Origin of the sequence: Pseudomonas sp. BIOMIG1BAC, from assembly GCF_001705995.2 — a bacterium.
Taxonomy (GTDB): domain Bacteria; phylum Pseudomonadota; class Gammaproteobacteria; order Pseudomonadales; family Pseudomonadaceae; genus Aquipseudomonas; species Aquipseudomonas sessilinigenes.
Genome location: NZ_CP049045.1, coordinates 4,596,796 through 4,623,293, shown reverse-complemented (window position 1 = coordinate 4,623,293; position 26,498 = coordinate 4,596,796). Strand labels below are relative to the sequence as shown.

Below are 26,498 nucleotides of genomic sequence, written 5' to 3'. Positions count from 1 at the left end.
AGGAGCGAGCTTGCTCGCGATGGACGTTAACGATAACGCGCACGTTCTTGTAAAACGCGTTGTCCTTGAGTTCATCGCAAGCAAGCTCACTCATACAAAGGCGACACCAGGCCCAAGAGAAGCGAAAGCTCGCTTCAAAGCGGGCTTTCGGCGTTGGATGGCCGACACATGCCAGGTAGTACTGTTACTTTTTGGACACCACGATCGATGTGGTTTCCAGATCCCAGGTGGCGTCGGTTTTACCTTCATCGCGCAGCAGATACTTCAACACCCGGCCCTGCGGATTTTTCGGCAAGCTGCTGCGAAACTCGATGTAGCGCGGCAAGGCATAGTAGGGCACCGAGTCGGTGGCCCAATGGAACAGTTGCTCCGGCTCAAGCGTCACGCCTTCATGCAGCACGGCAGTCACCTTCACATCATCCTCGCCTTTATCTGAAGGCACGGCATGCACCGCCACTTCGGCCAGTGCCGGGTGAGAAGCAAAGGCTGCTTCCATTTCAAAGCTGGAAATGTTCTCCCCCCTGCGACGCATGTAGTCCTTCTTGCGGTCGACAAAGTAGAAGAAGCCAACATCATCGAATTTGCCAACGTCGCCGGTGTGGAACCACATATTGCGCATCAGCTTCTGGGTATCCTCCGGACGACGCCAGTAGCCCTGGAACATGATGTCGGGACGGAGCGGGCGCACCACGATTTCGCCAGGGGAGTTGGGCGGCACTTCCTGATCGAGGTCGTCGACGATCCTTACGTCAAAATCTGCAATACGTTTACCCGACGAGCCGGGCGCGGCGTATTCCCCGGCAGCCAGCGAAGTGATAACGCAGGCTTCGGTCAGGCCATAGCCGTTGCCGCCTACCAGCTTGGTGCCGAAGCGCTCGCGCCAGATCTTTTTGGTTTCTTCGGTATAAGGGTTGCCACGGGCGGTATGGATCTGCCCGACGCAGCGCAGCATCGCTTCGTTGTCTGGCGCCTGGGCGAGGAGGCCGCCCATGCCACCCAGGATCGAGGCAATGGTCGCGCCCGAGCGCTCCACTTCCGGCCAGAAATTCGAGACCGAGAATCGCGCAAGAATGGCGGCGCGCGCGCCCACCAGAATGCTGGCAATGATCGATACACACAGCGCATTCATGTGAAACAGCGGCAGCGGCGTGATGGTGACGTCGTCGGCACTGGCCGGACCGGCACGTAGTTGCAGGCGCGCCAGATTGCACATGAAGTTGTAGCTGATCATGCAGCCCTTGGAAGGGCCCGTGGTGCCCGAGGTGTAAATCAGGCAGGCAAGGTCTGAAGGTCGCGGTTTATTGGCGAGTGGGGTGGCGTCATGGCCACGCCATTCATCCAGTGGCGCAATACGAATCGGGCAATCAGGAACTGCCTCGAGGGTGCCACGGTGAAGAATGTGGTGTACGTCCTGCAGTTGTTCGGCGAGTGGTGTGATGCGCAACAGGTAGGCCGCTTCGCAGATCACCACCGAGGTGCCGGTATCGGCGATCTGATGGCGGAGGAACTCGCCCTTGAGCGCGGTGTTGATCGGCACACTCACGGCGCAGAGCTTGTTGATGGCCAGCCAGGTGGTGACGGCATCGATGTTGTTATCCAGCATCGTCAGCACGGTTTCACCGGCCTTGACGCCCAGGGTGGCAAGTGCGTTGGCCATCTTGGTGGAAAGTGAGTCAACCTGAGCATATGTGTATAACTCACCGCTGAAATCCAGCAATATTTTGTCTGGATGCCTTGCTACCGCACGATCTAACGCATCAATGACAGTGTCTCGTTCTCCCACTGTCCAGGTGTCTGGATTTCCACTGCTACCCATCAGTTTTCTCCTTTTAGGCACCCATAACCGGTCGGGCTGCCTGATTTTATTTTGAAGAGAGAATCCAATTCTAAATACAAACTCATCAAATGTCTTTAGCAATAAGTTGAACATATAGTGTTATTTATGCACAGATCCTGTGGTAACGTTGCACAATCTTTACTCTTCATGAGCCCGTCACGCCATGCCAAAAGTCGCATCCAAGAAAGCAGAGGCGCCTGCGCCGGCTCCCAAATCCAAAAAAAATGCGCCATCTGAAGCAGGGGCGAGCCCGGCTAAACCCGTAGAGCGACGTGCTGCTGCCAACTCAGTGGCAGGCACCAAGGTCAAGCCGAATCGCCGTTCGGAAGAAACCATTGCCAACATCCTTAAAGCCACTGAAGAAGTCGTGCTGATGTCTGGCGCGGATCGTATTTCGATTCTGGATGTGTGCCAGGTAGCGGGCGTTTCCCGTGGCACCTTTTATCGCTATTTCGCCTCGCAGGAGGACTTGTTGGACACCTTTTCGCGCCACAAGCGCGAAAGCTTTCACAGCTCGCTGTCCCAGGAACTCGGTCACATCAGTGATCCGGAAGCGCGCTTGAATGCGCTATTTGCCTATCTTGATAACTATCTAGAGCAAAGTCGGGCTCGTCGTCTTCTTGTGGTTGCGCCCGACTACGCGCTGGGCTTCTTCCGACGGATTTTCCACGATTCGATCGTGCGCTTTCAGGATGGCCTGGGCATCGTTTTCGACGACTGGGACGAACGCCTCGGGGTGCGTCTTGACCGTGAGCTGATCTGCGAAATGATCATTCGTTACGTGTTGAGCGAAATCCTCGTGCCAGAAGCCGCAGGGCGTCGATTGTTCCCGGTCCGGGTGAAAAAACTCCTGGGCGCGCTGATCATGGGTTCTACCTCGCGCACCCGCCGCTGACCTTAAAGAACTACCCATCGCGCTAACCAAAGCCCCCGTTTATCGGGGGCTTTGCGTTTTCGTACGCGAATTTTCTGCCACCTGCATTCCATTCTTTTTCAAGGCTGACTCGTAGTTTTTAACCTCGCAAAGCATTTTTCGACTCGGGTCGAGGGCTCTGGGTCAGGCCTCTCCGCGCGCCAATAAAATAAATTGAACAGTATTTTGATTTATGATCAATTTAATCTTAAGCTCTGGTCTTAGCAGTGAGCCGTCGGCTTCCCCTTTTCGCGGCAATTTGATCCAGGCCGCGTGAAGGCACCGCGCAAATAACCAACAAAAAGTGCCAACTTCGAGGTACCTAAACATGCTTATCGATCTTCACGCCCACGCACCGCACCCTGGCTATTACAACCAGCACCCTCACTGGGGGCCGTTCTTCGAGCAGCACGCCGATGGCGATATCAAGCTGCGTGTAGGTGACTGGATTCTCGGTCTTGGGTCGCCAGAGCGTAAGGCTGCCGTGCGCTCCGGCAAGGGTCCCAAGCTTGAAGAGTATTTTGCGCGCTGGGCTGATCCGAAAGTACGCTTGGCTGGCATGGACGCAGCGGGACAGAATTTGCAGGTCGTTTCCGTCCCATCCCACTGCTACATGTACTGGACCGAAGCCGAATTCGCCGTACCTTTCGCCCGCACCGTCAACGAGACACTCGCGGAATACTGCTCCGCGGCCCCTGATCGCTTGATGTTCTGGGCTCACGTGCCTTTGAATGCGCCAGAAGCGGCGGCGGCTGAATTGCGTTACGCCTGCACCGTACTGGGCGCTAAAGGTCTGGTTGCTGGCGGCGCCAACTTCGGCGGCCTGGAGTTCGATTCGCCGGAACTCGACGTGGTGTGGAAAACCCTCTGTGACCTGGATCTGCCGATGTTTATTCACGGCTACAACCAGTCGGTCACCTGGGGCAAGAACGCCAACGACGACCGCTACGAAACTACCGCGATCGTGGGTATGCAGTACGACGAAAGCCGTTGTTTCTGGAACCTGATTTGCGGCGGCGTGCTGGATCGCTTCCCCGACCTTAAGGTGTACATCACCCATGGCGGCGGCTATGTCCCGTACCAACTCGGTCGTCTGGCCAAGACCAACGAGAACCTCGACGTCAAATACAACAAAAAGCCGCTGCTCGAGTACATGAAAAACTTCTACTTCGACGTTGAGCTGCATGAAGTACCGATGCGCCAAGCCTTGGTCGATATCATCGGTGCAGACCATGTGCTGTACGGCAGCAACTTCGGCGGTAGCGATGCCGTGCGTCACGACCTGACCCATGGCCTGAAGTTGTCCGACGCCGACTTGCGCAAGATTCGCTATGAAAACGCATGCCGCTTGCTGCACATCGATCCTGCCAAGTTGGGCAAGGTAGGTGCCTGATGAAACTGGCGCGATGTGAGTATTTTGAAACGGGCGTTTTTTGGGCGGTGGTCGATGTCGCCCAAGATCAGGTGACACCGATTTCCGGCAATTTCAAGGATTGGGCGCCCGGCGTGGCTGCCGGACGCGGCATCAGTTCGTTGCGTTTCGCCGGGCCTGCGCTGCCACTCTCCAAAGTGCGCCTGCTGCCACCGATAGAACCCGTCAACCGGGTGGTCGTGGCAGGCGCCAATTACGCCAAGCATTTGGTGGAGTTTGGATTGAGTGCGCCGTCCCAGCCAGTCGCCTTTCTCAAGGCTTATGGCGCGCTGATTGGCGCCAATGACCCGATCCGCTTTCCACCGTTGACTGAGGAGCTCGATCACGAAGTTGAATTGGTGGCGGTCATCGGTACTGACGAGATTGACCTGGAAAACCCGCTCGCTTGCGTGCTCGGTTACACCGTTGGCAATGACGTCAGCGCGCGAGACCTGCAGCGTAGCGGGCCGGCGGGTATTGGCATGGATCTGTTCGCGGCCAAAAGCCAGGATCAGACCACCGGGCTGGGTCCCTGGATCGTCACGAAGGATGAATTTCCGCAAGGGTCACCAACGCTGCGCCTGACCTTGAAAGTAAATGGTGAAACGCGCCAGGACGGCTCCACCGGCGAAATGACCTGGGGTGTTGATCATCTGATCCGCTTTGTCCAGCAGCGCTCGAGTTTTGCCTGTGGCGATGTGTTGTTCACGGGTTCGCCGGCGGGAGTGGGGATGGGCACCGGTCTGTTCCTCAAGGAAGGCGATGTGGTCGAAGCCAGCGTCGAAGGCATTGGCACGTTGCGCAATGTGGTCAGTAAAAAGAACCGCGCCTAATCGAGAGCCAAACATGAACGCCAATAAAGAAAAAGTAGTCGTCGTCGGTGCGGGTCTGATGGGCACCGGTATTGCGCATGCGTTCGCCAGCTCTGGTTTCAGTACGCTGTTGGTCGATACCAATGCCACCTCCCTGACAAACGCCAGGACGAGCATCGAAAAAATCCTTGCCGATGGCGTGCGCCTGGGCAAAGTCAGCGAAGAAAAAGCCCAGCAATCGTTGGCCAATCTACTGACCTGCAGCGACTTGACTGAAGCAGCGAGTGGCGCCAATTGGCTGGTTGAGACGGTCTCCGAGCAGTTGGCAGTGAAGAAAGCGGTGCTCACGCAAGCGGCGCCACTGCTGGCACCGGACGCGATTATCGCGACCAATACGTCGGCCCTCAGCGTGACCGAAATTGCGGCGTCAGTGGAGTGTGCAGATCGCGTGATCGGCATGCACTTCTTCAACCCTGTGCACAAAATGAAACTGGTGGAGCTCGTGCGGGGGTTGGCTACCAGTGATGAAGTGGTGAATCGCACTCGCAACCTGTGCGATCAGATCGGCAAAACCTCCATCATCGTCAATGAATCGCCCGGACTGACCACCAGCCGCATGTCCGCACTATTGGGCAACGAGGCGATGTGGATGCTGCAGGAAGGCACCGCGACCGCCGAAGACATCGACACGGCACTACGTCTGGGTTTCAACCATCCGATGGGCCCGTTGGAACTGGGTGACCTGACCGGTTGGGATACGCGGCTGTCTGTTCTGCGTTATCTGCACCAGACCTTGGGCGAAAAATTTCGGCCCTGCCCACTGATCATCAAAATGGTCGCTGCCGGACGATTTGGGCGCAAGTCGGGGCAGGGGGTTTACCGCTACGAAGACGGTAAACAAGTACCGGGTTCAGGGCTCAAGGCGAGTGCGTTATGAAAGACATCGTCATAGTTGATGCGGTACGCACGCCAATCGGCAAGTTCCGTGGCAGCCTGGCCGGCGTGCGCGCCGATCACCTCGGGTCGCTGGTGCTCAGTCACTTGCTGGAACGGGTCGATGTGTCGCCGACGTTGGTCGACGATGTGATATTTGGCAATGTCACGCAAATTGGCGAACAGTCCGCCAACATTGCCCGCACGGCCTTGCTCGGCGCCGGTTGGCCGGTCAGCGTGCCGGGGCTGACCATCGACCGTAAATGTGGTTCGGGCGAAGTGGCCGTGCATTTGGCCGTTGGTGCTATCGCGGCGGGTTCCGCTGATATCGTGGTGGCGGGTGGCGCGGAAAACATGAGCCGCGTGCCCATGGGCAGTAACCGTGAAATCCACGGCGAGGCGTTTGGCTGGATGGCAGCGCAACGCTATGAACTGACCAGTCAGGGCGAGGCTGCTGAGCGTATCGCCGACAAGTGGGCGCTCAGTCGCGATGCGCTAGATGATTTCGCTTTTGCCAGCCATCAGCGCGCTGCCGCGGCGTCCGATGCCGGTTATTTCGATAATGAAATAGTGCCGGTTGCGGTCGAGGAGCTACGTGAGCAGGTGCTGACGGAGCCAGCTGTTGTGTTGCGCCACGATGAAACCATTCGTCGTGATACTTCGCGGGAAAAGCTGTCGACGCTTAAAACCAGTTTTCGTCCGGATACCGGCCGCATCACTGCTGGTAACTCGTCACAGATCTCCGACGGAGCAGCGGCATTGCTGTTGATGAGTGCCGAAACCGCGAAAAAACTCGGGCTCAGGGCTCGAGCGCGGATTGTGGCGTTCACAACCGTCGGTTCCGATCCGACATTAATGCTCACCGGCCCGATTGCTGCCACTCAAAAGGTGTTGAGCCAGGCTGGGCTGAACATCAACGACATCGACTTGTTCGAGGTCAATGAAGCGTTTGCCTCGGTGCCGCTAGCCTGGATGCAGGAGACAGGTGTGCCGCACGACAAGTTGAACGTCAATGGTGGCGCCATTGCCCTCGGTCATCCATTGGGCGCCAGTGGTGCACGATTGATGACCACGTTGTTGAACGAGCTTGAACGCCGAGGCGGGCGTTTTGGCTTGCAAGCCATTTGCTGCGCCGGCGGTATGGGCACGGCGACCATCATCGAACGGCTCGATTGAGATGGCACGCCTACCGCTGATCCCGCTGGATGCCATGCCGTCTGCGTTGCAAGACGCGGTAGAGCGGGGCCAGCGCAGTCGCATGCTCAGTTCAACGACGCCGGTGCAGGTCTGGGCTCACCGACCCAAGGTAGCCCTGGCCTGGCTGGGTTTGATGGAGAGCCTGCACAGCGACAGCCTGCTTGATGAGCGTTTGCGCGAGTTGGTGCGGCTGAAAATCGCCAGCATCACCACTTGCCAGGCCTGCCAACTGGCGCGCAAGTCCGACGCAGTGACGGAAGAGGATATTGCGTGCATGGCCACAGACAGTGAGTCCTTCACGCCAGTCGAACGTGCCGCGTTGCGTTATGCCGAATTGTTTGCCAGCGATTACCTGGAGATCGACGACACGCATTTCTTGCGACTCGGGGAGTTTTTCTCTGACGCCCAGGTGGCAGAGCTGGGGCTGTACTGCGCCCTGATGTTGGCGGGTGGCCGCATGACACTGGTGCAGCAGGCCTACTGACACGTCTCGCAGCACAAATAGTTGATCGAAATATTAATAAGTGTCCAATACATATCTAGTCAGGCCTATTATCAGTCGGAAGGTATGGCCTTCAGCAGCTGCCTGACAAAAAATAATGACAAAAATAGCGGAGACGATCATGTCCACACCGGCACAGAACGACCTGACGAAGGCTTTCACCGATGTAGCCAGTAATTATCGCGGTACCAGCGATATCGACCTGCACGCGACCTACCGCGATATGCGCGCCAATTCGCCTGTGCTGCAAGGCAACTTCATGGCGAGTCTGGGCGTGCCGTCGATTGCCGGCCTGGATGCCAGCCGGCCGACCTTCACACTGTTCAAATACGACGATGTCATGGCGGTCATGCGTGACGCCGGCACCTTTACCAGCGGTTTTATCGCCGAGGGGCTGGGGGCGTTTTTCGATGGTTTGATCCTTACCGCAATGGACGGGGATGCTCACAAGAACATCCGTAACCTGCTGCAACCGGTATTCATGCCCGAGACGGTGAATCGCTGGAAGGAAACCAAGATCGATCGGGTGATTCGCGAGGAGTATCTCAAGCCGATGGTGCCGGCCAAGGGCGCCGACCTGATGGACTTTGCCCTGTATTTTCCGATCCGGGTGATTTACTCGTTGATCGGCTTTCCCGAGGATCGTCCCGAGCAGATCGAGCAGTACGCGGCCTGGGCGCTGGCCATCCTGGCGGGCCCGCAAGTCGATCCGGAAAAAGCCGCCGCGGCCCGCGGCGCCGCCATGCAGGCCGCTCAGGCTCTATACGATGTGGTGAAAGTGGTGGTGTCCGAGCGTCGCGCTGAGGGCGCATCGGGCGATGACCTGATCAGCCGGCTGATCAACGCGGAGTATCAAGGACGGTCGCTGGACGATCATGAAATCGCCACTTTTGTACGCTCACTGCTCCCGGCTGCCAGCGAAACCACGACTCGCACCTTCGGTACCTTGATGTCGTTGCTGCTGCAAAATCCGGATGTGCTGGAGCGGGTGCGTAATGACCGAAGCCTTGTAAACAAGGCCATCGACGAAGCGGTGCGCTTCGAGCCTGTGGCCACTTTCAAGGTGCGTCAGGCCGCCAAGGACCTGGAGATTCGCGGTGTAGCCATCCCCAAAGGGGCAATGGTGCAATGCATCGTGACCTCAGCCAATCGCGACGAAGATGCATTCGAAAACGCCGATAAATTCGACATCGACCGCAAGCCCAAACCTTCGTTTGGTTTTGGCTTTGGCCCACACATGTGTATCGGTCAATTCGTGGCCAAAACCGAGATCAACTGCGCACTGAATGCGATCCTCGATCTGATGCCCAACATCCGTCTCGACCCTGACAAACCCGGGCCGCAGATCGTCGGCGCACAGCTGCGCGGTCCGCACTATCTGCACGTGCTGTGGGAGTGATGGGGGGATGCATTTGATTTAATATGAACACATTCAAAAAATGTGTTTAATTAAGTCGAGATGTGCACTATGATTCAGGCACAACAACAAGCCCGAATGCGAAGGGGAAAACAATGAAAGTTGAAGATCTGATTCTTGTCAGTGTCGATGACCACGCGATCGAGCCGCCGAATGCTTTTGCTCGCCACATGCCTGCCCGCTTCAAGGGTCGTGAGCCGCATGTGGTCAAAAAGGGTGATCGTGATGTGTGGGTCTTCGAGGAACAGGCCACTGGCTACATGGGCCTCAATTCCGTGGTCGGTCGACCAAAAGAGGAATACGGCATGGAGCCGCTGGGCTACGAGCAAATGCGCCGTGGCACCTGGAACATCAAGGACCGCGTCGACGACATGAACGCCAACGGCGTGCTCGGTTCATTGTGCTTCCCCACCTTCCCGGGCTTTGCCGGGCAACGTTTCCAGGTACACGCTGATCGCGACGTGTCGATGGCGGCCATCCAGGCCTACAACGACTGGCATTTGCACGACTGGTGCAACGCTGCGCCAGGCCGCTTCATTCCGCTGATGATCGTGCCGTGGTGGGACATGAAAGCCGCTGCTGCCGAAGTCGAGCGTCTGGCCAAACAGGGCGTGCACGCGCTTTCGCTGTCGGACAACCCGGCCATTCATGGCTACCCGTCGATCCACAGTGATTACTGGGACCCGCTGTGGAAAGCCTGCAGCGATAACAAGGTGGTGATCTGCTGTCATATCGGTACCGGCGTGAAAGCTCAACACGCTTCGGATTTGTCGCCTATCGACGCCTGGATCACCTCCATGCCGATTTCCATCGCCAACTCCGCCGCTGACTGGATCTGGGCGCCGATGTGGAAGAAATTCCCGGATCTGCGCATGGCGCTTTCCGAAGGCGGCATCGGCTGGATTCCTTATTTGCTGGAGCGTGCTGACTTCACCCACCGTCACCATAACGCGTGGACCAATTCCAACTTCGACGGGAAGATGCCTAGCGACATCTTCAACAAGCACTTCATCACCTGCTTCATCGAAGATAATTTTGGCCTGAAGAACCTCGATTACTTGAACGCCGAGATGGTCACGTGGGAAAGCGATTACCCGCACTCCGACTGCACCTGGCCGAACTCGCCGGAGACCGCTTGGGAAGGGTTGCAGCACCTGCCCAAGGAGATGATCGACAAGGTCACTCACCTGAACGCCATGCGTGAGTTTTCCTTTGATCCGTTCTCCATCCATGGTCGGGAAAACTGCACGGTCGGCGCGCTACGGGCTCAGGCCACGCACGTCAGCATCGAGCCAGCCCTGGGCTTGGGTGGTGCCGATCACGGTCGCCACGACAACAAGCCGGTGACCTCCGGCGACATCAATGCGATGTTCGCCGAGGCTGACGCGCAAACCGCGTTGTAAGTTGCCGCTGTTCCTACAGTCGCCGGCCAACGGCGACTGTGGAGCGGTTGCCGTTCTGTGGTCGCTTCGTTCGAAGCGATTGCGCCTGTGTTCAGCGTTAGAGAGCGCATATGGCCATCAGTCAATTTTCCTACAGCAATATTCCTCCCGAGGCGGAAGCGCTTCGCACCGAAGTGCGGGCGTTCATTCTCGACACACTGGCCGATTACCCACCTACCTTGAGTGCGCAGTCCTGGATGGGCTTCGACGCGGAATTCAGCAAGAAACTCGGCGCGCGAGGCTGGGTCGGCATGGCCTTGCCCACAGCCTACGGCGGTGGCGAGGCGGGTCCTTTTGCACGCTACGTGATCATTGAAGAATTGCTGGCCTCCGGTGCGCCGGTATCGGCCCACTGGATCGCCGACCGGCAAAGCGGGCCGCTGATCAATCGCTTCGGTACCGAGCAACAAAAACAGCACTACCTGCCAGCCATTTGCCGGGGTGAAAGTTACTTCTGCATCGGCATGAGCGAGCCCAATTCCGGCTCGGACCTGGCTTCGATCAAAAGCACTGCTGTGCGTGATGGCGATAGCTGGCTAGTCAATGGCCAGAAGGTCTGGACCACCAACGCGCACCATTCGCAGTACATGATTGCCCTGGTGCGTACCAGTGAGAAACAAGCGGCCCGGCATGAGGGCATGTCGCAATTCATCGTCGACCTTAGCCTGCCCGGCATCACCATCCGCCCGATTCGCGACCTGGCCGGTGGCGAGCACTTCAACGAAGTGTTTTTCGACAATGTGCGGCTGCCCGCCGATGCCTTGATTGGCACTGAGGGCAAGGGTTGGGATCAGGTGACCGCTGAACTGGCCTTCGAACGCAGCGGCCCTGAACGTTTCCTCAGTTGCATGGCGTTGTTGAAAACACTGATCGACGCAGTGGGCAAGACCCCTGACGCACTACAAGCGCGGGAGATCGGACGGCTGTCGGCCAAGCTGCTGACGCTGCGCAATATGTCGTTGTCGGTCACGGCACAGTTGGCGGCGGGTGAACATCCAGCCTGGGCGGCCTCCTGTGTGAAAGACCTTGGCAATGCTTTTGAGCAGGAAATCCCCGAGGTAGCCCAGCTGTTGCTGGAAACCGAGCCACGGCAGGACGGCGGCAGCGAGCATGCACGCGTGCTGGCCTACCTGACACAGATGGCGCCCTCATTCTCATTGCGCGGGGGCACTCGCGAAATTCTGCGCGGCATCATTGCCCGCGGCCTGGGGTTGCGATAATGCGCGAGATATTCGAAGCGACGATTGAACGCCTGTTTGCCGATCTGGCGACGCCGGCTTACGTGATGGGCTGTGAAGGCGGCGAATGGCCGGCCGAGTTGTGGGCCGCGCTGGACGAGTCGGGCTTCACCCTGGCGGGTGTATCCGAAGCGCTGGGCGGCGCTGAAGCCAGTTGGGCCGATATGTATGTGTTGGTCCGTGCCGCCGGGCGCTTTTCAGTGCCCGCGCCACTGGGTGAGGCCTTGCTCGGCAACTGGCTGCTGAGCAAGGCCGGCCTGGAGGGAAGGGCGGGTGCAATCAGCGTGGCCGCCAATTCCGATCTGGTGCTTGATGGCGAGCGCGTTTATGGCACCGCCTGCTCGGTCCCTTGGGGGCGCAACGTTGAAGCGGTCGTCGCCATCGCTAATAGCCCAGCCGGTGTTGCGCATGTGGTGCTGCTGCCGCGTAGCGCTGCAAGCGAACTGACGTTGAGTCTGAATGTGGCGGGCGAACCGCGCGATGATTTGGGTTTCACTAGTGCCAAGGTATTGGCGCAAGCACCGTTGCCCAGCGGGCTCGACGCCAATGTCCTGGAATTGGGCGGCGCGATGCTGCGCGCGGCGCAGTCCGCCGGGGCGTTGCACGCGCTACTGGACATGACCGCCAACTATGCCAGTGAACGCAAGCAGTTCGGCAAGGCAATCGGTTCTTTTCAAGCCATTCAACAACAGCTCGCAGTATTCGCTGAGCAGGCTGCCGCCGCCGGCATCGCGGCCGAGGCGGCCTTCACGGAATCCAGTGCGGGGCTCGCCGCGCTGACCATTGCCGCGGCAAAAATCAGCACCGCAGAAGCCGCAAGCGTCGGCGCCAGCATCGCCCATTCAGTGCATGGTGCCATTGGCTTTACCGAGGAATATCCGCTGCATCTGCTCACCCGTCGGTTGTGGGCGTGGCGCAGTGAATTCGGCTCGGCCTCCCTTTGGAGTCAGCGTCTAGGCACTCAGATATGCCTGGGCGGCAGTGATGGATACTGGCCGTTGCTCACCAGCCATGGCCAACAACCCTTAACCCGTCTCGCGAGTAATCCGGTATGAGCCCGTTTCTTCAGATTGAGCGTGAGGGCGGCATCGTCACCGTGCGCATGAACCATCCCGATACCCGCAATGCCCTGACGACGCGTGAGCAGATTCAGGAGTTTGTCGATCTCTGCGCCGAGCTGCGCCGTGATATGTCGGTGCGGGTCATGGTGCTCACTGGCAATGGCAGCGCTTTTTGTGCCGGTGGCAACGTCAAGGACATGCACGAGCGCGGCGGCATTTTCGCCGGCTCGCCGTATGAACTGCGCAATACCTACCGTGATGGTATTCAGCGTATTCCCCTGGCGATTTATGAGCTTGATATCCCAGTGATCGCCGCAGTTAACGGCCCGGCAATGGGTGCGGGCCTCGATCTTGCCTGTATGTGCGATATCCGGCTGGCGGCGCCCAAGGCGATCTTCGCCGAGAGTTTCGTGCGCCTGGGCATTGTTCCTGGTGACGGCGGCGCCTGGCTGTTGCCGCGCATCATTGGTATCCCGAAAGCCAGTTTGATGGCGTTTACCGGTGACGCTATCGATGCAGCCAAGGCGCTGGAATGGGGCCTGGTCGAGCAAGTCTGCACCCACGAAACGCTGCAATCGGAAGCGCAGGCGCTCGCGCGGCGAATCGCCAGTAATCCCGGTCATGCGTTGCGCCTGTGCAAGCGTCTGCTGCGCGAAGGCCAACATATGCGCCTCGATTCGCTGCTGGAATTGTCGGCGGCGTATCAGGCGCTGGCACATCACACCGAAGACCATCAGGAAGCGGTAGCGGCTTTTGTCGACAAGCGTGATCCCAATTACCAGGACCGCTGATTACCCATCGCCCAATACAAGAATCGATCTGGAGTAAGCAAAATGCGTGGCGTATTTCGAGAAGACCACAACATGTTCCGTGATCAGGCCCGCCGTTTCGTCGACCGCGAAATTGTGCCCTACCTGCATGAGTGGGAAAAGAACGGCATCGTTCCCAAGGAAGTCTGGCTCAAGGCCGGTGAGAACGGCTTGTTATGCTCCACGGTGCCCGAAGAATACGGTGGCCCCGGAGGCGACTTCGGTCACTCGGCGGTGATGATCGAAGAGCTGGCGCGAGCCAACGCCACCGCCGTAGGTTTCACCACTCACTCGGAAATCGTCACCCCTTACATCGTTGCCTATGGCAGCGAAGAGCAAAAGCAGCAATGGCTGCCGCGCATGGTCAGCGGTGAATTGATTGGCGTGATTGCCATGAGCGAACCAGGCATTGGTAGCGACCTGCGAGCCATGCGTACTTCGGCGCGGCGTGATGGTGACGACTACATCGTCAACGGTCAGAAGACTTTCATCACTAACGGCGGTAATGCTGGCCTTGTGGTCACTGCCACCAAGATTGACCCTTCGGCCAAAGAACTGACCCTGATCTGCGTTGAGGAAGACCGAGCCGGCTTCGCCAAGGGGCGTCTGCTGGAAAAGATTGGCCTGAAAGGGCAAGACACCGCCGAATTGTTTTTTGATGAAGTCCGGGTGCCCGTCGGCAATCGATTGGGTGAGGAGGGCATGGGATTCAAATACCTGACTCATCAATTGGCTTGGGAACGCCTGATCATCGCGATTCGTGCCGCGCAATCCATCGACACGCTGCTGGAAGAAACCATCGGCTACACCCGGGAGCGCAAGGTCTTCGGAAAACCGGTACTCGACTTCCAGAACACCCGCTTCAAACTCGCTGAAGCCAAGGCCCAGGCCACCATGTTGCGGGTGTTCGTCGACGACTGCCTGGCCAAAGTGATGCGCGGTGAACTGACGCCGGAAATCGCGGCAATGGCCAAACTGCTGGGATCGGAAATGCAGGGCAAGCTGCTTGACGAATTCCTGCAATTACATGGCGGCTACGGCTTCATGAGTGAATACAAGATCAGCCGCGCCTGGGTCGACGCCCGGGTCGCGCGCATCTATGGCGGCACCTCGGAAATCATGAAAGAAATCATCGGCCGTACTCTTTGAAGCACAACTGCATGAGGCAAACTGATGAGTAACTCCCTTTACGACATTTCGCTGAAGCAGATCGATGGAAGCGTCCGCACCCTTGGCGACTATCGGGGCAAAGTTCTGCTGGTGGTCAACGTCGCTTCAAAATGCGGGCTTACCCCGCAATACGAGGGTTTGGAAAAACTGTACCAAGACAAAAAATCCCAAGGCCTGGAAATACTGGGTTTCCCCGCCAACAACTTCAAGGAACAAGAACCGGGTAGCGATGTGGAAATCGTTGAGTTCTGTTCAGTGAACTATGACATTCACTTTCCGTTGTTCTCGAAAATATCGGTTGTCGGCGCGGACCAGCATCCTCTCTACGCCGAGCTGACTGCCGCACAACTCGAAACGACGGGTGAGGGCCCTTTTCGGGAGCGTCTGCAGGGTTATGGAATCGAGTCAGACAACACAACGGACGTACTCTGGAACTTCGAAAAGTTTCTGATTGATCGGCAGGGCACGGTCGTTGCTCGTTTTGCTCCGGACATTGCGGCTGATGATCCTCGTTTGCTTGAAGCAATCGAAGCTCAATTAGTCCAAGAGGCGTGAAGTGGTGCTGACAGTCGATACGGTTAGCGCGCTTCGTGCGCTCGTGGCGCGTGCACGAGGTGAAAACAAGAAAGTCGCGCTGGTGCCGACAATGGGCAACTTGCATGACGGTCATATCGCCCTGATTCATTGCGCAAAGCAGCGAGCCGACTTTGTGGTCGCCAGCATCTTCGTCAATCCACTCCAGTTCGGGGCGAATGAGGATCTGGCCAACTATCCTCGGACCCCCGACGCCGATCGCGAAAGACTGGTCAACGCCGGGTGTGATGCGCTGTTTGCCCCTGCTGTCGAACAGATCTATCCAGATGGAATGCTCAATCAGGCCATCGTCAGTGTGCCGAACGTGTCTGATGGTCTTTGCGGTGCAGCACGCCCTGGTCACTTTGACGGGATGGCCACTGTCGTTGCCAAGTTGCTGAACATCGTTCAGCCAGACGTGGCGGTTTTCGGGGAAAAGGACTATCAGCAGCTGGCAGTCATCCGCTCGATGGTCAGGGATCTCAATATGGTGACTGACGTTGTCGGTGCACCGACGATCCGGGCCGCGGACGGCTTGGCATTATCGTCGCGCAACGGCTATCTGAGTGACCATGAGCGTTCGGTAGCCCCCGTCCTTTACGCTTGTTTGAAGCAAATGGCGGCGAGTATCCAGATTGAGAGGCGGGTGGATGAGCGCCAGTTGATTGAATGTCATCAACGTATAAGCGACGCCGGTTTTCAGCTGGAATACTTTGAAGTCAGGAATGCCCAGGATTTAAAACCTCTGACAAGCACCGATACTCACTTTGTGATTCTGGTGGCGGCGCGCATCGGCAAAACGCGGCTCATTGACAATCTGACAGTGGAATTTCGGACATCAAAAAGATCACCAGAGGAACAACACCAATGAGCCTTTATCGAGCGTTCACTGTTCTTGGCCTGTGCCTTGTCTCTCTTGTCGGCATGGCTCAACAAGCGCCAGTGGATGCCTATGGTGCCGACACCCAGCGTGCCAACGCCTTGCTGGTAAAAGCTGTCGCCGAATACAAAGCCAAGGGCGACACCGCTATGGCCGAGTTCAGCCGGCAGGGAGCCTATGTCGATGGTGAGCTGTACATCTACGTGGTCGATACCTCCGGTGTGATGCTTGCCAGCGGTGGGCCTTCGGTTTCACTGGTCGGAAAACCGGTGGTCAGTGTGCTGGACGACGACCTCAAGGCTGCATTACAACAAGCCATTTCGCAGCCAGAAGACGGCATCGTGCGTAGCGCCGAATACCGCTGGTGGAACTGGCAACACGGCAAGGTCGAGCGTAAGCGCGTGTTCTATCAACGAGTGAAAGATCGGGTGATCTCCGTGGGTTACTACATGCCACGGTCCAGCCCCGAGCAGGCACAACAGCTGCTGCGCCAGATTTCCGAGCAAGTTGCCAGCAACGCGAAAACCACCGTCGAGCTCATTAATCAGCACGATAAGCAGCTTACCCAGGATGATCTTTACGCCTTTGTGGTGGACCTGAAAACCAAGCGGTTCGTCGCTCACGGCTTTTCGCCCCGGCTGATCGGCACCGACTTCAAGTCATTGCGCTCAACCGACGGCAAGCCGATTGGCGAGGACATACTCAAGCAGATGAACGCGCATGAAGCAGGCGAGATCACCTATCAATGGCGCAACCCTATGACCGGGCAGAACGAATACAAGAGGACTTTTCTGCAGCGGGTTAATGGATACGTCGTGGCCGTGGGCTGCTATGCAATCAAATGATCAAGGCAGGAACAACAGGAACCCACTGTCAGGAGCGTACGCATGACTGATTTGGTATTGCTGCATGGCGGAAACCATGGGTCCTGGTGTTGGGAACACTTTGTGGAAGCGTTAAACCAGCAACCCGGATGCTTCGACCGCGTGATCACTCTGGATATGCCAGGGTGCGGCAAGAAGCGCGGTCGGGATGTTGCGTCCCTGCGGCTAGACGACGTGGTCAACGAACTTAATGAAGACCTGCATGCACTCGGCGTGAACCAGGCCGTGTTGCTTGGGCATTCCATCGCGGGGGGGCGTGCTGCCAATGATGGTGGTGGCCGCTCCGCAACTATATTCGCAGCTGGTTTACCTGGCCTGCGCATTGCCCAGTGAAGGCCAATCGATTCTGGAGTTGCTTGGCACTACGCTGCATGGCGAAAGCCCGGAACATGTCGGTTGGCCGCTGGACCCAGTGCAAACAACTCCTCAAGCGCTGGCCGTGGCCATGTTCGGTCAGGACTTGAGTGAGCAAACCCTGAGTTGGTTGTTAAGCGAAGTGAGTCAGGACACGACGCCACTCTGTGTGGCGACAGACTCCATCAGTCGTGAGGGGTATCAAGGATCGATCCCGGCGACTTACATCATCACCCTGCGCGACAACATTTTGCCCATCGACTGGCAGCGCCGTTTTGCGCAACGTGCCGGTGCTGGCGTGGTGATCGAAATCGATACGGCGCACGAGCCGTTCGTATCACACCCCCAGCTGCTGGCGGATGTCGTACGGGGTATAGAGCGGCATGAGTGATGGGCAATATCGGTGTTTTAAGCCGGAGCGACGGCACGGCAAATCAACGCAACGGGTTGATCCTGTCCATCATCGTATTCAACTTTGTCTCGTACGTGTGCAGTGGCTTGCCGCTCGCGGTGTTGCCGGGCTACGTCCTCAATGACCTGGGCCTGACCTCGGTTTTCGCGGGTGTGGTGATCAGCTCGCAGTACCTGGCGACGCTCCTGGCCCGCCCCTTGGCCGGTGGCGTGGCTGATCGCCTGGGTGCCAAATACGCGGTTGTGTGCGGGTTCAGTGGCTTGATGTTGAGCGGCGCCCTGACGGCGCTCGCCATTATCCTGCCCACCCAACCCTGGTTGACCCTGACGCTATTACTGCTGGGGAGGCTGGTGTTGGGGGCGTCCACGGCCATGATCTCCACGCCCTGCTGCACCTGGGCCATCGGGTTATGTGGTGCCCCTCGGGCGGCACAGGTCATGTCGTGGAACGGAATAGCGGCTTACGGCGGCACGGCTGTTGGCGCGCCACTGGGTGTGCTGCTGCGCAATTCGATGGGTATCGCCAGTGTGGGACTGTGCACCGTGTTGCTTGGCTTGGCGTTCCTGCTTTTGGCTCTGGGCAAGCGCCCAGCGCCATTGGTTGCAGGCGCCCGGCTGGCTTTTTATCGAGTCCTGTTCGCGGTCATGCCCAACGGCCTGGTCCTGGTTTGCAGCTCGGTAGGATTTGGCGGGCTTACGGCCTTCGTCGCACTGTATTTCGATAGTCTCGGCTGGGACCACGCCGCTTATTGCTTAAGTGGTTTCGGCGCAGGCTTCATCGTTGCCCGATTGTCGTCGCCGGGAATACTGCAGCGATTCAGAGGGTACAAAGTGGTGGGCGGCTGCCTGCTTGTGCAGACGTTGGGCATGCTGCTGATATGGCTCGCGCCTTCGCCTGCGCTGGCAATTGCCGGCGGCGCGCTGACCGGCATAGGGGTGTCATGGGTCTACCCGGGGCTTGGGGTGGAGACATTGGCCAGCACTCCGGCCGTGAACCGTAACTCGGCGCTCAGTGCCCTTTCATTATTCTTCGATATTGCAGTGGGGATGGCCGGTCCGGTGATGGGCCTGGTTGCGTCAGGTTTTGGTTTTGCTGCGATATTTCTCTGTGCAGCACTGATGTCGATGGGCGGGTTTCTGGTAGTGCTCTGCCTATGGCGGAAGGGCCGTATACGCGATTAGTGTTAGTTGTTTAATAGCATACCTCTGTTTCACATAACTGACGTGCAAGTAAGCTCTCCGACGATCTGTCAGCGGGAAAATAACAGAACCAGCTATACCGCTATTGGCCGATTGCTGCGTGTCATGTCGGGTCGGAATCGACCCGAACCGAGCTCTCAGCGATATATACATAACTACAAGGAGTTCAGCGTTATAAGAATTCGACTTATGAGGACGGCAGAGTCTCTGCGGCTGCGTAGTCTGGAAAGGACATCATCGACTCGATCGCTGGGTGCTCGTAGGTTGAGGACAATACGGCGCTGAGTCGATCGCCCAACAGATTCCAGGCGCGTTTCTTCTCTTCGGCATAGTCGTGATGCAGGTAGTGGCGTCTCACCCGAGAGCCGGCCAGCACATGGTTTTGACAGCGATCGATGACGTCCAGGCTGACACTCAAGGCCTGCATCATGGTCGCTCCCGTTCGGCGCAGGTCATGCGGTGTCCAGTCACCGTTCTGGCCGTTGGCAAGGACCAGCGTATCGTCATGACGCCGCCTGGAGAGGGCCTTGCGGTTTTTGAACCGCGCCTGGCGATCGCCGACCTGTTTACTCACCACTTTTACGTCCACATGCCCATCATCCAGCTTGTTCGGGAAGCACCATTGGGAATGTCCCGTTAGGGTCTTCAGTTCCTGAAAGAAATGCAGGGCGAAGGGGGAGAGGAATACATGGTGGTCCTGTTTCTTGCCGCGAGTGCCTTTGACGTTTTCACTGGGGAGGAACCACGTCTGCTGGTCCAGATCGACATTTTTCCATTCGGCCTGGAGCAACTCGCCAATCCGGCACAGGGTGCCCAGGCTGATCCAAAGCGCGAGTTGGGTTTCCTTCTTCAGTGGTCGAATGCCGTCGTATTTTTGGCCTGCGGGGAGAGCGTTGTAATCGGCGGTCATTTGCTGGAAGCGGTTGTGCAGTTCCAACAGCTCAGCCGGCGAAAGGATGCGGCTTCTTTCCGGTTCGTAGTCGGCAGGGATCAAGGGGGAGATGTCGACCAGCTCAGTTGGATCACCCTCGATCAATAAGGTCCGCCAAGGTTGGCGCTTTCTGGCCCAGCTAAACATCTGGGTAAGGTCGGCGAAGAAGCTGATCGCTTGCCGGTAAGCGCCGCGGTTGAGCACGGTGCGGATCAGCGCTCGAACATCGTGTTCGGAAACATTGTTCACCGCTGTCTTGCCGAGTGCCGGGTATAGGTCCTTGTTAAAGCGTCGTTGCAACTCGGCGTTACCGTCTTTGCGTGCAACACCATCCAACAGCCACGCCTTGGCCAGATCCTGGACGGTCAGTGTTTGCACCTTGCGCGTCTTTTCCTGTTCGGCCTCTACGTTAGCCACGGCGTGCGCCTGTGCCTTAGCGGTTTTCTTGTGTTCGTTGGGATTGATCTGCTCATCGATGAGCGCACGGGCCTGGTTACGTGCTTTACGGATGTCCGTCAGGGATTTGCGCGGCCAGGACCCGCAGGCGTACTCTTTGTTCTGGTCGCCCCACCGATAGCGATAGAAAAAACTGACCGACACGCCGTCTTTACGCAGGGAAATTCGACCGGCCAGATTGCCGTCCTCCCTGAGGATTCGGCCGGCATCATTGGCGGTCAGCGACTCGAGTTCTTTGATGGTGATTTTGGCCATAAAATGGGTTCCCCCTACTTTTACCCCCACAAAAACGTCGGCTCTTGGTGGACGTTACTGGACTCTCGTAGAGCAGAACACCGCTGGAGCTCAAGTAAATACTAGCTTAGAAAAATCCAGAGTAAAATTTTGGAAGCTTTCAAAAAGTATGAGAAAGGAGATGGGGTGCTAGGGGTCGAGTGTTCGAATCACTCCGTCCCGACCATATAATTCAAGGGGTTGCGAGATTTTATCTCGCGACCCTTTTTTATTTTTTGCCATTTTTACCCCCACAAAACCACCGGCTCTGGGTGGAATCCTCACGGCTTCCGCGTGGGCGGGCGCAGGCTTTGGCGCTCACGCGTGGTCTCTTTACCAATGCTGTTTGGTCTTTCTCTTCAGGTCCTAACGTTTTTGAGTGTTTAAGGTTATTTTTTTTTGCTGATTGAGAACTACATACAGGTCAACCATCAGCTTGTTTATCTCAGGTCGCTCGGGTCATCCTGCATACCCGGTAGTTAGGCTTGGGCGGCTCTGGGATCGTATAGCCGTCGGGGGACTAGACTGCGTAGGTCATAGTCCATCATGAACAATCTAGCTTCAAAGGCGTGGCAGCGGCCTACAAGTTGAGGCTGCTTGGCGAATAGTTCGGACCCTTCTAGTACTGCGCGGATGATCCAACCTGGTTGGGCCTCCAGCCGAGTAAAAATTCTTGCTTTGACTAGCAGCCGCCTATTAGCCCGGCCGTTAGTCCGCAAACTACTCGTTCCTGCTTGCTATGGAGCAGTGGTGCAGTCATCATTTCGCCGCCCTGATGGCTATTTGATACGGCTGCACGTTACGGACGACGATTCCTCCTGAACTCACCCTCCAGAACGATAAAAACGGCAATTCATGCTGCGTAGCACGCTTGCGCATATGAATGTCATAAGTCGTTGATTAACAAAGCGCATGGATGTCTTCAATGCATTTTTTCAAAAGATTCTTTGCTTTTATTGCTTCCCTTTTTTCGAGCCAGGAAACAGAGCATAGCGAACCGCTCATCCCGAAGATTGACCCTGAGAAGCTCAAGAAAAAGCTGGATCTTCAAAAAATCGCTAGAGAACACGGCGCGAAAGGCATCCCGAGGAGCGGCGATACGCAATTAACCGCTGCCGAGCACGCCGTCCGTGCGGAGCTTGGCCGGATGCGAGAGCAAACGGTGAAGTATGGCGAGCAGCGTGTTAAGCAAATTCAGAATCGCCTGGACTCGATCGACATTACGCTGGATATGAACCGCGCCATCGAGTTAGGGAACGAGTTTGTTCGTACGTCCGATCATCACCTTACTCGTGAAGACGGGCGTATGAAGGATTTCGCAGCTGACACAAAAACAAAATTTCAGATCCTCAGCGATTTTCGTAGCGAAAACCGCCTGCCCAGCGTCCCTGCAAAATGCCCCACTGGTGGTAGCCAATTTTTCAAGCTGATGGTCGTGCTTGGCTGTTGCGTCCTAGAAGGCGCGCTAAATGCCACGTTCTTCGGCTCAGGACTGGAGGGTGGTTTGCTCAGCGGTTTTACGATGGCCTTCATGTTGTCGTTTTTCAACGTACTTGCGTGTTTTCTCGCGGGGCTTGGTTTCAGAAACAAGAACCACGTCAGGGGAACACGCCAGTTTTGGGGCTGGGTCTCTTTCGCTTTGGCAGTAGCCGTCATGATTGGATTGGGGGTGTTGATCTCCTATTTCCGTTATGTGCTGACCGTGGATGAAGGCGGAAGTCAAAACGCCTTCCCTCTGGTCTGGCAAAGCCTTCGCACAGGCATATTTCCCATTCAGGATTTCGAGTCATTGATTCTGTTCTTCGGGACGATTGTGTTTGGCTGTGTCGGCGTTTGGGAGGGCTACAACTTCACGGATCGCTATCCGGGGTATGCGGGGGTATGGAGTCAATATGCTGAGGCTCACCGCCGCTATATCGAATTGATCGAAGGCTTGCGAGATAGGCTGGAAGTCGAGAAGGCCGAAGTGCTGTTGAAAATCGATAGCGGCGTGCAGGCAGCTGAAAAGGCGATCAAAGCTTTCAAGTTCAATATGAACCAGAAGTCGATAGTGAAAAAACAGGTATCCGAAACGCTGGTCATGGCCGATGAAACGCTGCAGAGCCTAACCCGCTACTACCAGAACGAAAATATGATGGCGCGCCCTACGGATGTTCAACCACCTGATTATTTCGACCATCCAGTGACATTTGGCCCCCTGGACATGCCGGATTTCAGTGTTCAAAAGGATGAGTTGCGACTGGATGCACAGGAGCAGCTTCTGCGTGAATTGGTCGCTGAAGTTGAGCCGATCCGGGCAAGAGTCCAATCCTCGTTCAATCAGCAATACAACCAGCTTCAGCCGCTCCAGGATTTGGTATAAGGGGATTTTTGATGTCGGTTTATGCCAAGCGTGAAAGTAACACCGGGAAATGGGTTTGGGGCGGCGTGATTGGCGTTGCAGTCGCCTTGGTGCTCGGCGGGATTGGCTATTACAAAATGAACCACGAAACCCTGGACAAGGAGACCCTTTGCCCCAGTAACGGCCCTAAAGGCCAATATGTCGTGTTAATTGATAACACCTCGCCGTTCCCTTTCACCCAGAAGGCTGCTTTGTCCCAGCGGCTCAAGACGATGGTGGTGAACGAGGTGCCTGAAGGGCACCTGCTTTCTGTGTTTTTGCTCGGGGAAAAATTTGAGCAAAACGAAAAGCCTATCTTCGAACGCTGCAACCCTGGTCAGTGGGGCGATCGCAGTCAACTCACGGCGACCAAGAAGTTTGTTGATAGGGATTTCAATGAAAAGTTCGCCAAGCCGCTCGATGCCGTTGTGCGCCATATCCCACTCGACGAACACAGCAAGCTGTCACCCATTTTTCAGATGCTTCAACTGGTAGGCATCAACGGGTTCGATCATGCCAACGTAAAAGGTGACCGCAAGCTTGTCATCTACTCGGACATGTTGGCCAACATGCCTGATTTCTCAATGTACAAAAATAAACGACACAATTATGCAGAGTTTGCCAAGTCTCCTTATGGTCGCAACGCCCAAGCGCCAGGCTTAAACGGAGCCACCGTGACCATCAATTTGCTGGCAAACGAGCAGAAAACGCCACAAACCAACGAGCTTGGCAATTTCTGGGCTCAATATTTCGAGGCCAACGGGGCTTCGGTTGAGGGAATTACTGCAATGGAGGGGCTGTAATTGGACTTCAACAAGCACGTGCGCCGGGTGCAAACCTACTTCATTGCGGCGGTAATACTCAAGGCTACTTTGGCCGTAACCAGCCTCCTACTCAACGAGCCTTTCTGGCTCGGCTTTGTGCTTCCATTGCTCGTGATGTGTTGTTATTGGTTTGTAGGTTACCGCGTACGGGAGAAGTGGAACGTCCAGCTCACCCTCGCGAAATTTGCGGACTCGGTGTACTACCTCGGGTTCTTATTCACTGTCGGCAGCATCATCATCTGTCTGCTCGACATTAACTCCATTGGTGAGAATCTCAATGGAATGGCCGTTCGGTTTGGCGCCGCGATGGTGAGCACAGCCATAGGCATGCTAGCCAGGGTGCTACATACAGGCTTCAAAGTTGATACAAACGACGCGGTCAGGAGCGTTGAGGAGCGTGCTGTTCAGTCGGCTGAAAACCTGACCATGGCTTTTGACGCTGCCAGCCAGCAGCTGGAGGTGTTCAGGGATCAAGTTATGGCTGCTTCCAAGGAAGCAGTGCAGAGCGTCCATGAGCAAATCACCACGATCTCTCAGCACAGCACCAATGCTATGGATGCGTTTTTCGCCAGCGCTACCCGTCAAAGCAATGAAGCTTTCGAACGCATCCTTAAACAAGCCAATGACGCCAGTACGGATTTACTGACCACCATCAACGGGCTTTCTGAGAAAAGCTCTCAGACACTCGATCGCATGGAATCGCATGCACTCGACTTCGGTAAAAAAGCACAGGAGCGGCTCGATCAGACTCTGTTCCCGGATAACCTGTTCGCTCAAAAACTTAACCCCGCTATTGATACGCTATCCGGAACCACCGACACCCTGAACGAAGGGGTCTCTACATTGGCATTGGACGTCAAGGCTGCCGCTCGGATGGTGGGCACTGCGATCCGTAGTTTGAACACCAAAACTGAAACGATCGGGCAGGCAGTCGCCGCGGTTAGTTCTATCGTGGAAAGCCAAGAACGCTTGGCGCAATCGATGAAGTCACAGGGCAGTGACGTCATGGGTCGAGTGGAACAAATTCAAAAAAGCTATCTGGATGCGTTGGAAGATCAACGAGAGGATTTCATGGAGGACATGAAAGCTAACCAGCAGGTATTCGCGAAAATTGTCGAAAAGCTTGAAGAATTACGCACTGTTGTGAGTGACGAAACCACAGTGGAGCGTTTAACTCAGGAAGTAACGGGCGCACTAAATGCCGTCAGCGATTCCGGTGTTAAGAGTAACGAGGTCTTCGCGGACAATTTACGCTTGACGTTGATGCCGTTGGTGGAGGCGGTCGTGGCCAGCAGTGATGTGCATAAGGCGCTGGCTGCCAGCGTTGAATCGAGCAACCGCGGCATCGAGGCGGCGAATGCCAGATTGCTGGATGAGCTGATGGGCAAGATTGATCTCATCAGCAATCCTGAAACACGTTTGTTAGCGGCCAGCGAAGAAGCTTTCGGACCATCACTCGAGTCAATTGCCAACGCGACGCAGGCCCTCGACCATGTGCCTGCGTCGGATGTGAGAACTGCCTGATGAGTTCTAAAAATGATCAGGTGTTTCAGCTGTCACTTACCGAAATCTGGATCATTTTGTGTTTCATTCTTCTTTTGCTGATGGGGTACAAAGTTTGGCAGCTCACGCATAAGAATACGGAGATGGCGAACAAAATTTCCGCCTATCAAAATATCGATGAGCGTGAACAAGCTATCAAGCTTGCGAGTGATGAGCTCAAGGCGCGAATGGTTTCTCTTAAGGTGAAAAATCCAGACGAGATCATTTCGAAGCTCATCGATGCCTCCAAGGCAAAAGAAGAGGCCGGCCGCCTCAAGGTGCTACTCACTCAGAAAGATGAACAGCTTACTGCGCTAGCCTCTATCGATAAGGCTTTGCAGGAGGCTGGTAGCAAAAACAAGGGTGAAGATGCCAAGCGCCTTATCCTTGAAACAATGATGTCCTATGACCAGCTCAAAAAACTCGTGGTCGATCCTGACCAGGAAAAGGACGCACAACCCACGGACGTCATCAAACGCATAGGTGCTCTCAAGGCAACTGAGCAATTGTTGAAGACCGCGTTAGGGCAAGAAGGCGTTCCGACTTTGGAGCAGATTTCAGACATTGTGAAGAACGCTGAAGCTTATGCCCAAGCCGAGAAACAAGGTGCAAATCCGACGACGTTGCAGAAAACCAACAGTGACCTGAAAGGGCAGGTTCAGTTTCTACAAAACAAGCTGAACAAGGGCAAGGGAGGCGATCTGCCGCCTTGCTGGGCGAACGAAGCCGGCAAAGCAGAAATGTTCCTCACGGTGTACTTGAAGGAGGACTCACTGAGCTTTGAACCGGCCTGGCCGCCAACACGACAGGCAGATGCTGAAGCGCTCCCGAATTTCTCCGCTCTGATGGCAAACACCACTCGCACGTATGAGGACTTTCTTCAGGCGGCACGCTCCATCTCTGATTTAGCCAATCAACGAGAGTGTAAATTCTATGTGCGACTGGCGAGTCAAATTCAAGGGGCAGTGATGTCCGATCGGCGCCGCCTGATGATAGAAAATTTGTTCTACAAGGTTGAAGTTCGACGTTAGGTCTTGTCGTCGACATG

General features: G+C 56.3%; 24 protein-coding genes. 22 read left to right on the top strand and 2 right to left on the bottom strand.

From position 1 onward, the window contains the following. Window positions 1-184: 184 nt before the first annotated feature. Complete coding sequence (locus tag ATY02_RS21465; protein WP_032904478.1) at window positions 185-1,816, bottom strand: ATP-dependent acyl-CoA ligase; 1,632 nt, start codon at window positions 1,814-1,816, stop codon at window positions 185-187. A 184-nt stretch (window positions 1,817-2,000) separates the two neighbouring features. Between ATY02_RS21465 and ATY02_RS21460 the strand changes: the two genes are divergently transcribed. The 18 genes from ATY02_RS21460 to ATY02_RS21380 all read left to right on the top strand — a co-directional run bounded on the left by ATY02_RS21460 (window position 2,001) and on the right by ATY02_RS21380 (window position 19,026). Then, window positions 2,001-2,732, top strand: coding sequence for a TetR/AcrR family transcriptional regulator (locus ATY02_RS21460; RefSeq protein ID WP_032904476.1), 732 nt, complete (start codon window positions 2,001-2,003; stop codon window positions 2,730-2,732). A 346-nt stretch (window positions 2,733-3,078) separates the two neighbouring features. Beyond that, window positions 3,079-4,143 carry an amidohydrolase family protein gene (locus ATY02_RS21455; RefSeq protein ID WP_020300781.1) on the top strand — a complete coding sequence of 355 codons (1,065 nt, stop codon included), beginning with the start codon at window positions 3,079-3,081 and terminating at the stop codon, window positions 4,141-4,143. After that, on the top strand, window positions 4,143-4,994 hold the full coding sequence (locus tag ATY02_RS21450; RefSeq protein WP_020300780.1) for a fumarylacetoacetate hydrolase family protein: 852 nt from the start codon (window positions 4,143-4,145) through the stop codon (window positions 4,992-4,994). Before ATY02_RS21455 ends, ATY02_RS21450 begins: the two co-directional genes overlap by 1 nt. Window positions 4,995-5,007: 13 nt before the next feature. Continuing rightward, the gene (locus tag ATY02_RS21445; RefSeq protein WP_020300779.1) at window positions 5,008-5,910 is read left to right on the top strand and encodes a 3-hydroxyacyl-CoA dehydrogenase; all 903 of its coding nucleotides are present in this window, start codon (window positions 5,008-5,010) and stop codon (window positions 5,908-5,910) included. Beyond that, window positions 5,907-7,082: a thiolase family protein gene (locus ATY02_RS21440; protein WP_020300778.1), complete on the top strand. Its 1,176-nt coding sequence runs from the start codon at window positions 5,907-5,909 to the stop codon at window positions 7,080-7,082. Before ATY02_RS21445 ends, ATY02_RS21440 begins: the two co-directional genes overlap by 4 nt. 1 nt (window position 7,083) lies before the next feature. Then, window positions 7,084-7,587, top strand: a complete 504-nt coding sequence (locus ATY02_RS21435) for a carboxymuconolactone decarboxylase family protein (RefSeq protein ID WP_020300777.1) — start codon at window positions 7,084-7,086, stop codon at window positions 7,585-7,587. A 139-nt stretch (window positions 7,588-7,726) separates the two neighbouring features. Further along, window positions 7,727-9,004 carry a cytochrome P450 gene (locus ATY02_RS21430; RefSeq protein ID WP_020300776.1) on the top strand — a complete coding sequence of 426 codons (1,278 nt, stop codon included), beginning with the start codon at window positions 7,727-7,729 and terminating at the stop codon, window positions 9,002-9,004. A gap of 113 nt (window positions 9,005-9,117) precedes the next feature. After that, entirely contained in the window at window positions 9,118-10,425 is a 1,308-nt protein-coding gene (locus tag ATY02_RS21425; protein WP_020300775.1) for an amidohydrolase family protein, read from the top strand. A gap of 110 nt (window positions 10,426-10,535) precedes the next feature. Beyond that, window positions 10,536-11,684 (top strand): acyl-CoA dehydrogenase family protein, encoded by a 1,149-nt coding sequence (locus ATY02_RS21420; protein ID WP_020300774.1) that lies wholly within the window; start codon window positions 10,536-10,538, stop codon window positions 11,682-11,684. Continuing rightward, a complete protein-coding gene (locus tag ATY02_RS21415; protein ID WP_020300773.1) occupies window positions 11,684-12,757 on the top strand; it encodes an acyl-CoA dehydrogenase family protein in 1,074 nt (357 codons plus the stop codon). Before ATY02_RS21420 ends, ATY02_RS21415 begins: the two co-directional genes overlap by 1 nt. Then, a complete protein-coding gene (locus ATY02_RS21410; protein WP_020300772.1) occupies window positions 12,754-13,554 on the top strand; it encodes a crotonase/enoyl-CoA hydratase family protein in 801 nt (266 codons plus the stop codon). Before ATY02_RS21415 ends, ATY02_RS21410 begins: the two co-directional genes overlap by 4 nt. Window positions 13,555-13,596: 42 nt before the next feature. Continuing rightward, window positions 13,597-14,721, top strand: coding sequence for an acyl-CoA dehydrogenase family protein (locus ATY02_RS21405; protein ID WP_020300771.1), 1,125 nt, complete (start codon window positions 13,597-13,599; stop codon window positions 14,719-14,721). 24 nt (window positions 14,722-14,745) lie between these two features. Then, window positions 14,746-15,297 (top strand): glutathione peroxidase, encoded by a 552-nt coding sequence (locus tag ATY02_RS21400; protein WP_020300770.1) that lies wholly within the window; start codon window positions 14,746-14,748, stop codon window positions 15,295-15,297. 4 nt (window positions 15,298-15,301) lie between these two features. Next, on the top strand, window positions 15,302-16,186 hold the full coding sequence (gene panC / locus ATY02_RS21395; RefSeq protein ID WP_032904506.1) for a pantoate--beta-alanine ligase: 885 nt from the start codon (window positions 15,302-15,304) through the stop codon (window positions 16,184-16,186). Further along, window positions 16,183-17,040 carry a cache domain-containing protein gene (locus tag ATY02_RS21390; protein ID WP_020300768.1) on the top strand — a complete coding sequence of 286 codons (858 nt, stop codon included), beginning with the start codon at window positions 16,183-16,185 and terminating at the stop codon, window positions 17,038-17,040. Before panC ends, ATY02_RS21390 begins: the two co-directional genes overlap by 4 nt. A gap of 42 nt (window positions 17,041-17,082) precedes the next feature. Beyond that, window positions 17,083-17,412 carry an alpha/beta fold hydrolase gene (locus ATY02_RS36180; protein ID WP_228022213.1) on the top strand — a complete coding sequence of 110 codons (330 nt, stop codon included), beginning with the start codon at window positions 17,083-17,085 and terminating at the stop codon, window positions 17,410-17,412. Next, window positions 17,345-17,824 (top strand): alpha/beta hydrolase, encoded by a 480-nt coding sequence (locus tag ATY02_RS36175; RefSeq protein WP_020300767.1) that lies wholly within the window; start codon window positions 17,345-17,347, stop codon window positions 17,822-17,824. The genes ATY02_RS36180 and ATY02_RS36175 overlap by 68 nt, the downstream gene beginning before the upstream one ends. Next, on the top strand, window positions 17,824-19,026 hold the full coding sequence (locus ATY02_RS21380) for an MFS transporter (protein WP_020300766.1): 1,203 nt from the start codon (window positions 17,824-17,826) through the stop codon (window positions 19,024-19,026). The genes ATY02_RS36175 and ATY02_RS21380 overlap by 1 nt, the downstream gene beginning before the upstream one ends. Window positions 19,027-19,231: 205 nt before the next feature. On the opposite strand, the gene ATY02_RS21375 is transcribed toward ATY02_RS21380, so the two are convergent. Beyond that, window positions 19,232-20,686, bottom strand: a complete 1,455-nt coding sequence (locus ATY02_RS21375) for a tyrosine-type recombinase/integrase (RefSeq protein ID WP_020300765.1) — start codon at window positions 20,684-20,686, stop codon at window positions 19,232-19,234. A 943-nt stretch (window positions 20,687-21,629) separates the two neighbouring features. Here ATY02_RS21375 and ATY02_RS21370 point away from each other — a divergent pair. From ATY02_RS21370 to ATY02_RS21355, 4 genes are read left to right on the top strand one after another with little or no spacing between them, the layout of a single operon-like run. Continuing rightward, window positions 21,630-23,066, top strand: coding sequence for a hypothetical protein (locus ATY02_RS21370; RefSeq protein ID WP_068580291.1), 1,437 nt, complete (start codon window positions 21,630-21,632; stop codon window positions 23,064-23,066). An 11-nt stretch (window positions 23,067-23,077) separates the two neighbouring features. After that, complete coding sequence (locus ATY02_RS21365; RefSeq protein WP_043049579.1) at window positions 23,078-23,887, top strand: hypothetical protein; 810 nt, start codon at window positions 23,078-23,080, stop codon at window positions 23,885-23,887. Further along, window positions 23,888-25,432 (top strand): hypothetical protein, encoded by a 1,545-nt coding sequence (locus tag ATY02_RS21360; RefSeq protein WP_068580289.1) that lies wholly within the window; start codon window positions 23,888-23,890, stop codon window positions 25,430-25,432. Then, window positions 25,432-26,481 (top strand): hypothetical protein, encoded by a 1,050-nt coding sequence (locus ATY02_RS21355; RefSeq protein ID WP_068580287.1) that lies wholly within the window; start codon window positions 25,432-25,434, stop codon window positions 26,479-26,481. Before ATY02_RS21360 ends, ATY02_RS21355 begins: the two co-directional genes overlap by 1 nt. Window positions 26,482-26,498: the final 17 nt, after the last annotated feature.

Excerpts from the sequence above, each read along its gene's own strand:
- ATY02_RS21460 (WP_032904476.1), top strand. The coding sequence starts at position 2,001 with ATGCCAAAAGTCGCATCCAAGAAAGCAGAGGCGCCTGCGCCGGCTCCC.
- ATY02_RS21440 (WP_020300778.1), top strand. The coding sequence starts at position 5,907 with ATGAAAGACATCGTCATAGTTGATGCGGTACGCACGCCAATCGGCAAG.
- ATY02_RS21425 (WP_020300775.1), top strand. The coding sequence starts at position 9,118 with ATGAAAGTTGAAGATCTGATTCTTGTCAGTGTCGATGACCACGCGATC.
- ATY02_RS21355 (WP_068580287.1), top strand. The coding sequence starts at position 25,432 with ATGAGTTCTAAAAATGATCAGGTGTTTCAGCTGTCACTTACCGAAATC.
- ATY02_RS21415 (WP_020300773.1), top strand. The coding sequence starts at position 11,684 with ATGCGCGAGATATTCGAAGCGACGATTGAACGCCTGTTTGCCGATCTG.
- ATY02_RS21455 (WP_020300781.1), top strand. The coding sequence starts at position 3,079 with ATGCTTATCGATCTTCACGCCCACGCACCGCACCCTGGCTATTACAAC.
- ATY02_RS21390 (WP_020300768.1), top strand. The coding sequence starts at position 16,183 with ATGAGCCTTTATCGAGCGTTCACTGTTCTTGGCCTGTGCCTTGTCTCT.
- ATY02_RS21450 (WP_020300780.1), top strand. The coding sequence starts at position 4,143 with ATGAAACTGGCGCGATGTGAGTATTTTGAAACGGGCGTTTTTTGGGCG.
- ATY02_RS21365 (WP_043049579.1), top strand. The coding sequence starts at position 23,078 with ATGTCGGTTTATGCCAAGCGTGAAAGTAACACCGGGAAATGGGTTTGG.
- ATY02_RS21370 (WP_068580291.1), top strand. The coding sequence starts at position 21,630 with ATGCATTTTTTCAAAAGATTCTTTGCTTTTATTGCTTCCCTTTTTTCG.
- ATY02_RS21465 (WP_032904478.1), bottom strand. The coding sequence starts at position 1,816 with ATGGGTAGCAGTGGAAATCCAGACACCTGGACAGTGGGAGAACGAGAC.
- ATY02_RS21400 (WP_020300770.1), top strand. The coding sequence starts at position 14,746 with ATGAGTAACTCCCTTTACGACATTTCGCTGAAGCAGATCGATGGAAGC.
- ATY02_RS21380 (WP_020300766.1), top strand. The coding sequence starts at position 17,824 with ATGGGCAATATCGGTGTTTTAAGCCGGAGCGACGGCACGGCAAATCAA.
- ATY02_RS21405 (WP_020300771.1), top strand. The coding sequence starts at position 13,597 with ATGCGTGGCGTATTTCGAGAAGACCACAACATGTTCCGTGATCAGGCC.
- ATY02_RS36180 (WP_228022213.1), top strand. The coding sequence starts at position 17,083 with ATGACTGATTTGGTATTGCTGCATGGCGGAAACCATGGGTCCTGGTGT.
- ATY02_RS21435 (WP_020300777.1), top strand. The coding sequence starts at position 7,084 with ATGGCACGCCTACCGCTGATCCCGCTGGATGCCATGCCGTCTGCGTTG.
- ATY02_RS36175 (WP_020300767.1), top strand. The coding sequence starts at position 17,345 with ATGATGGTGGTGGCCGCTCCGCAACTATATTCGCAGCTGGTTTACCTG.
- ATY02_RS21445 (WP_020300779.1), top strand. The coding sequence starts at position 5,008 with ATGAACGCCAATAAAGAAAAAGTAGTCGTCGTCGGTGCGGGTCTGATG.
- ATY02_RS21430 (WP_020300776.1), top strand. The coding sequence starts at position 7,727 with ATGTCCACACCGGCACAGAACGACCTGACGAAGGCTTTCACCGATGTA.
- ATY02_RS21420 (WP_020300774.1), top strand. The coding sequence starts at position 10,536 with ATGGCCATCAGTCAATTTTCCTACAGCAATATTCCTCCCGAGGCGGAA.
- ATY02_RS21375 (WP_020300765.1), bottom strand. The coding sequence starts at position 20,686 with ATGGCCAAAATCACCATCAAAGAACTCGAGTCGCTGACCGCCAATGAT.
- ATY02_RS21410 (WP_020300772.1), top strand. The coding sequence starts at position 12,754 with ATGAGCCCGTTTCTTCAGATTGAGCGTGAGGGCGGCATCGTCACCGTG.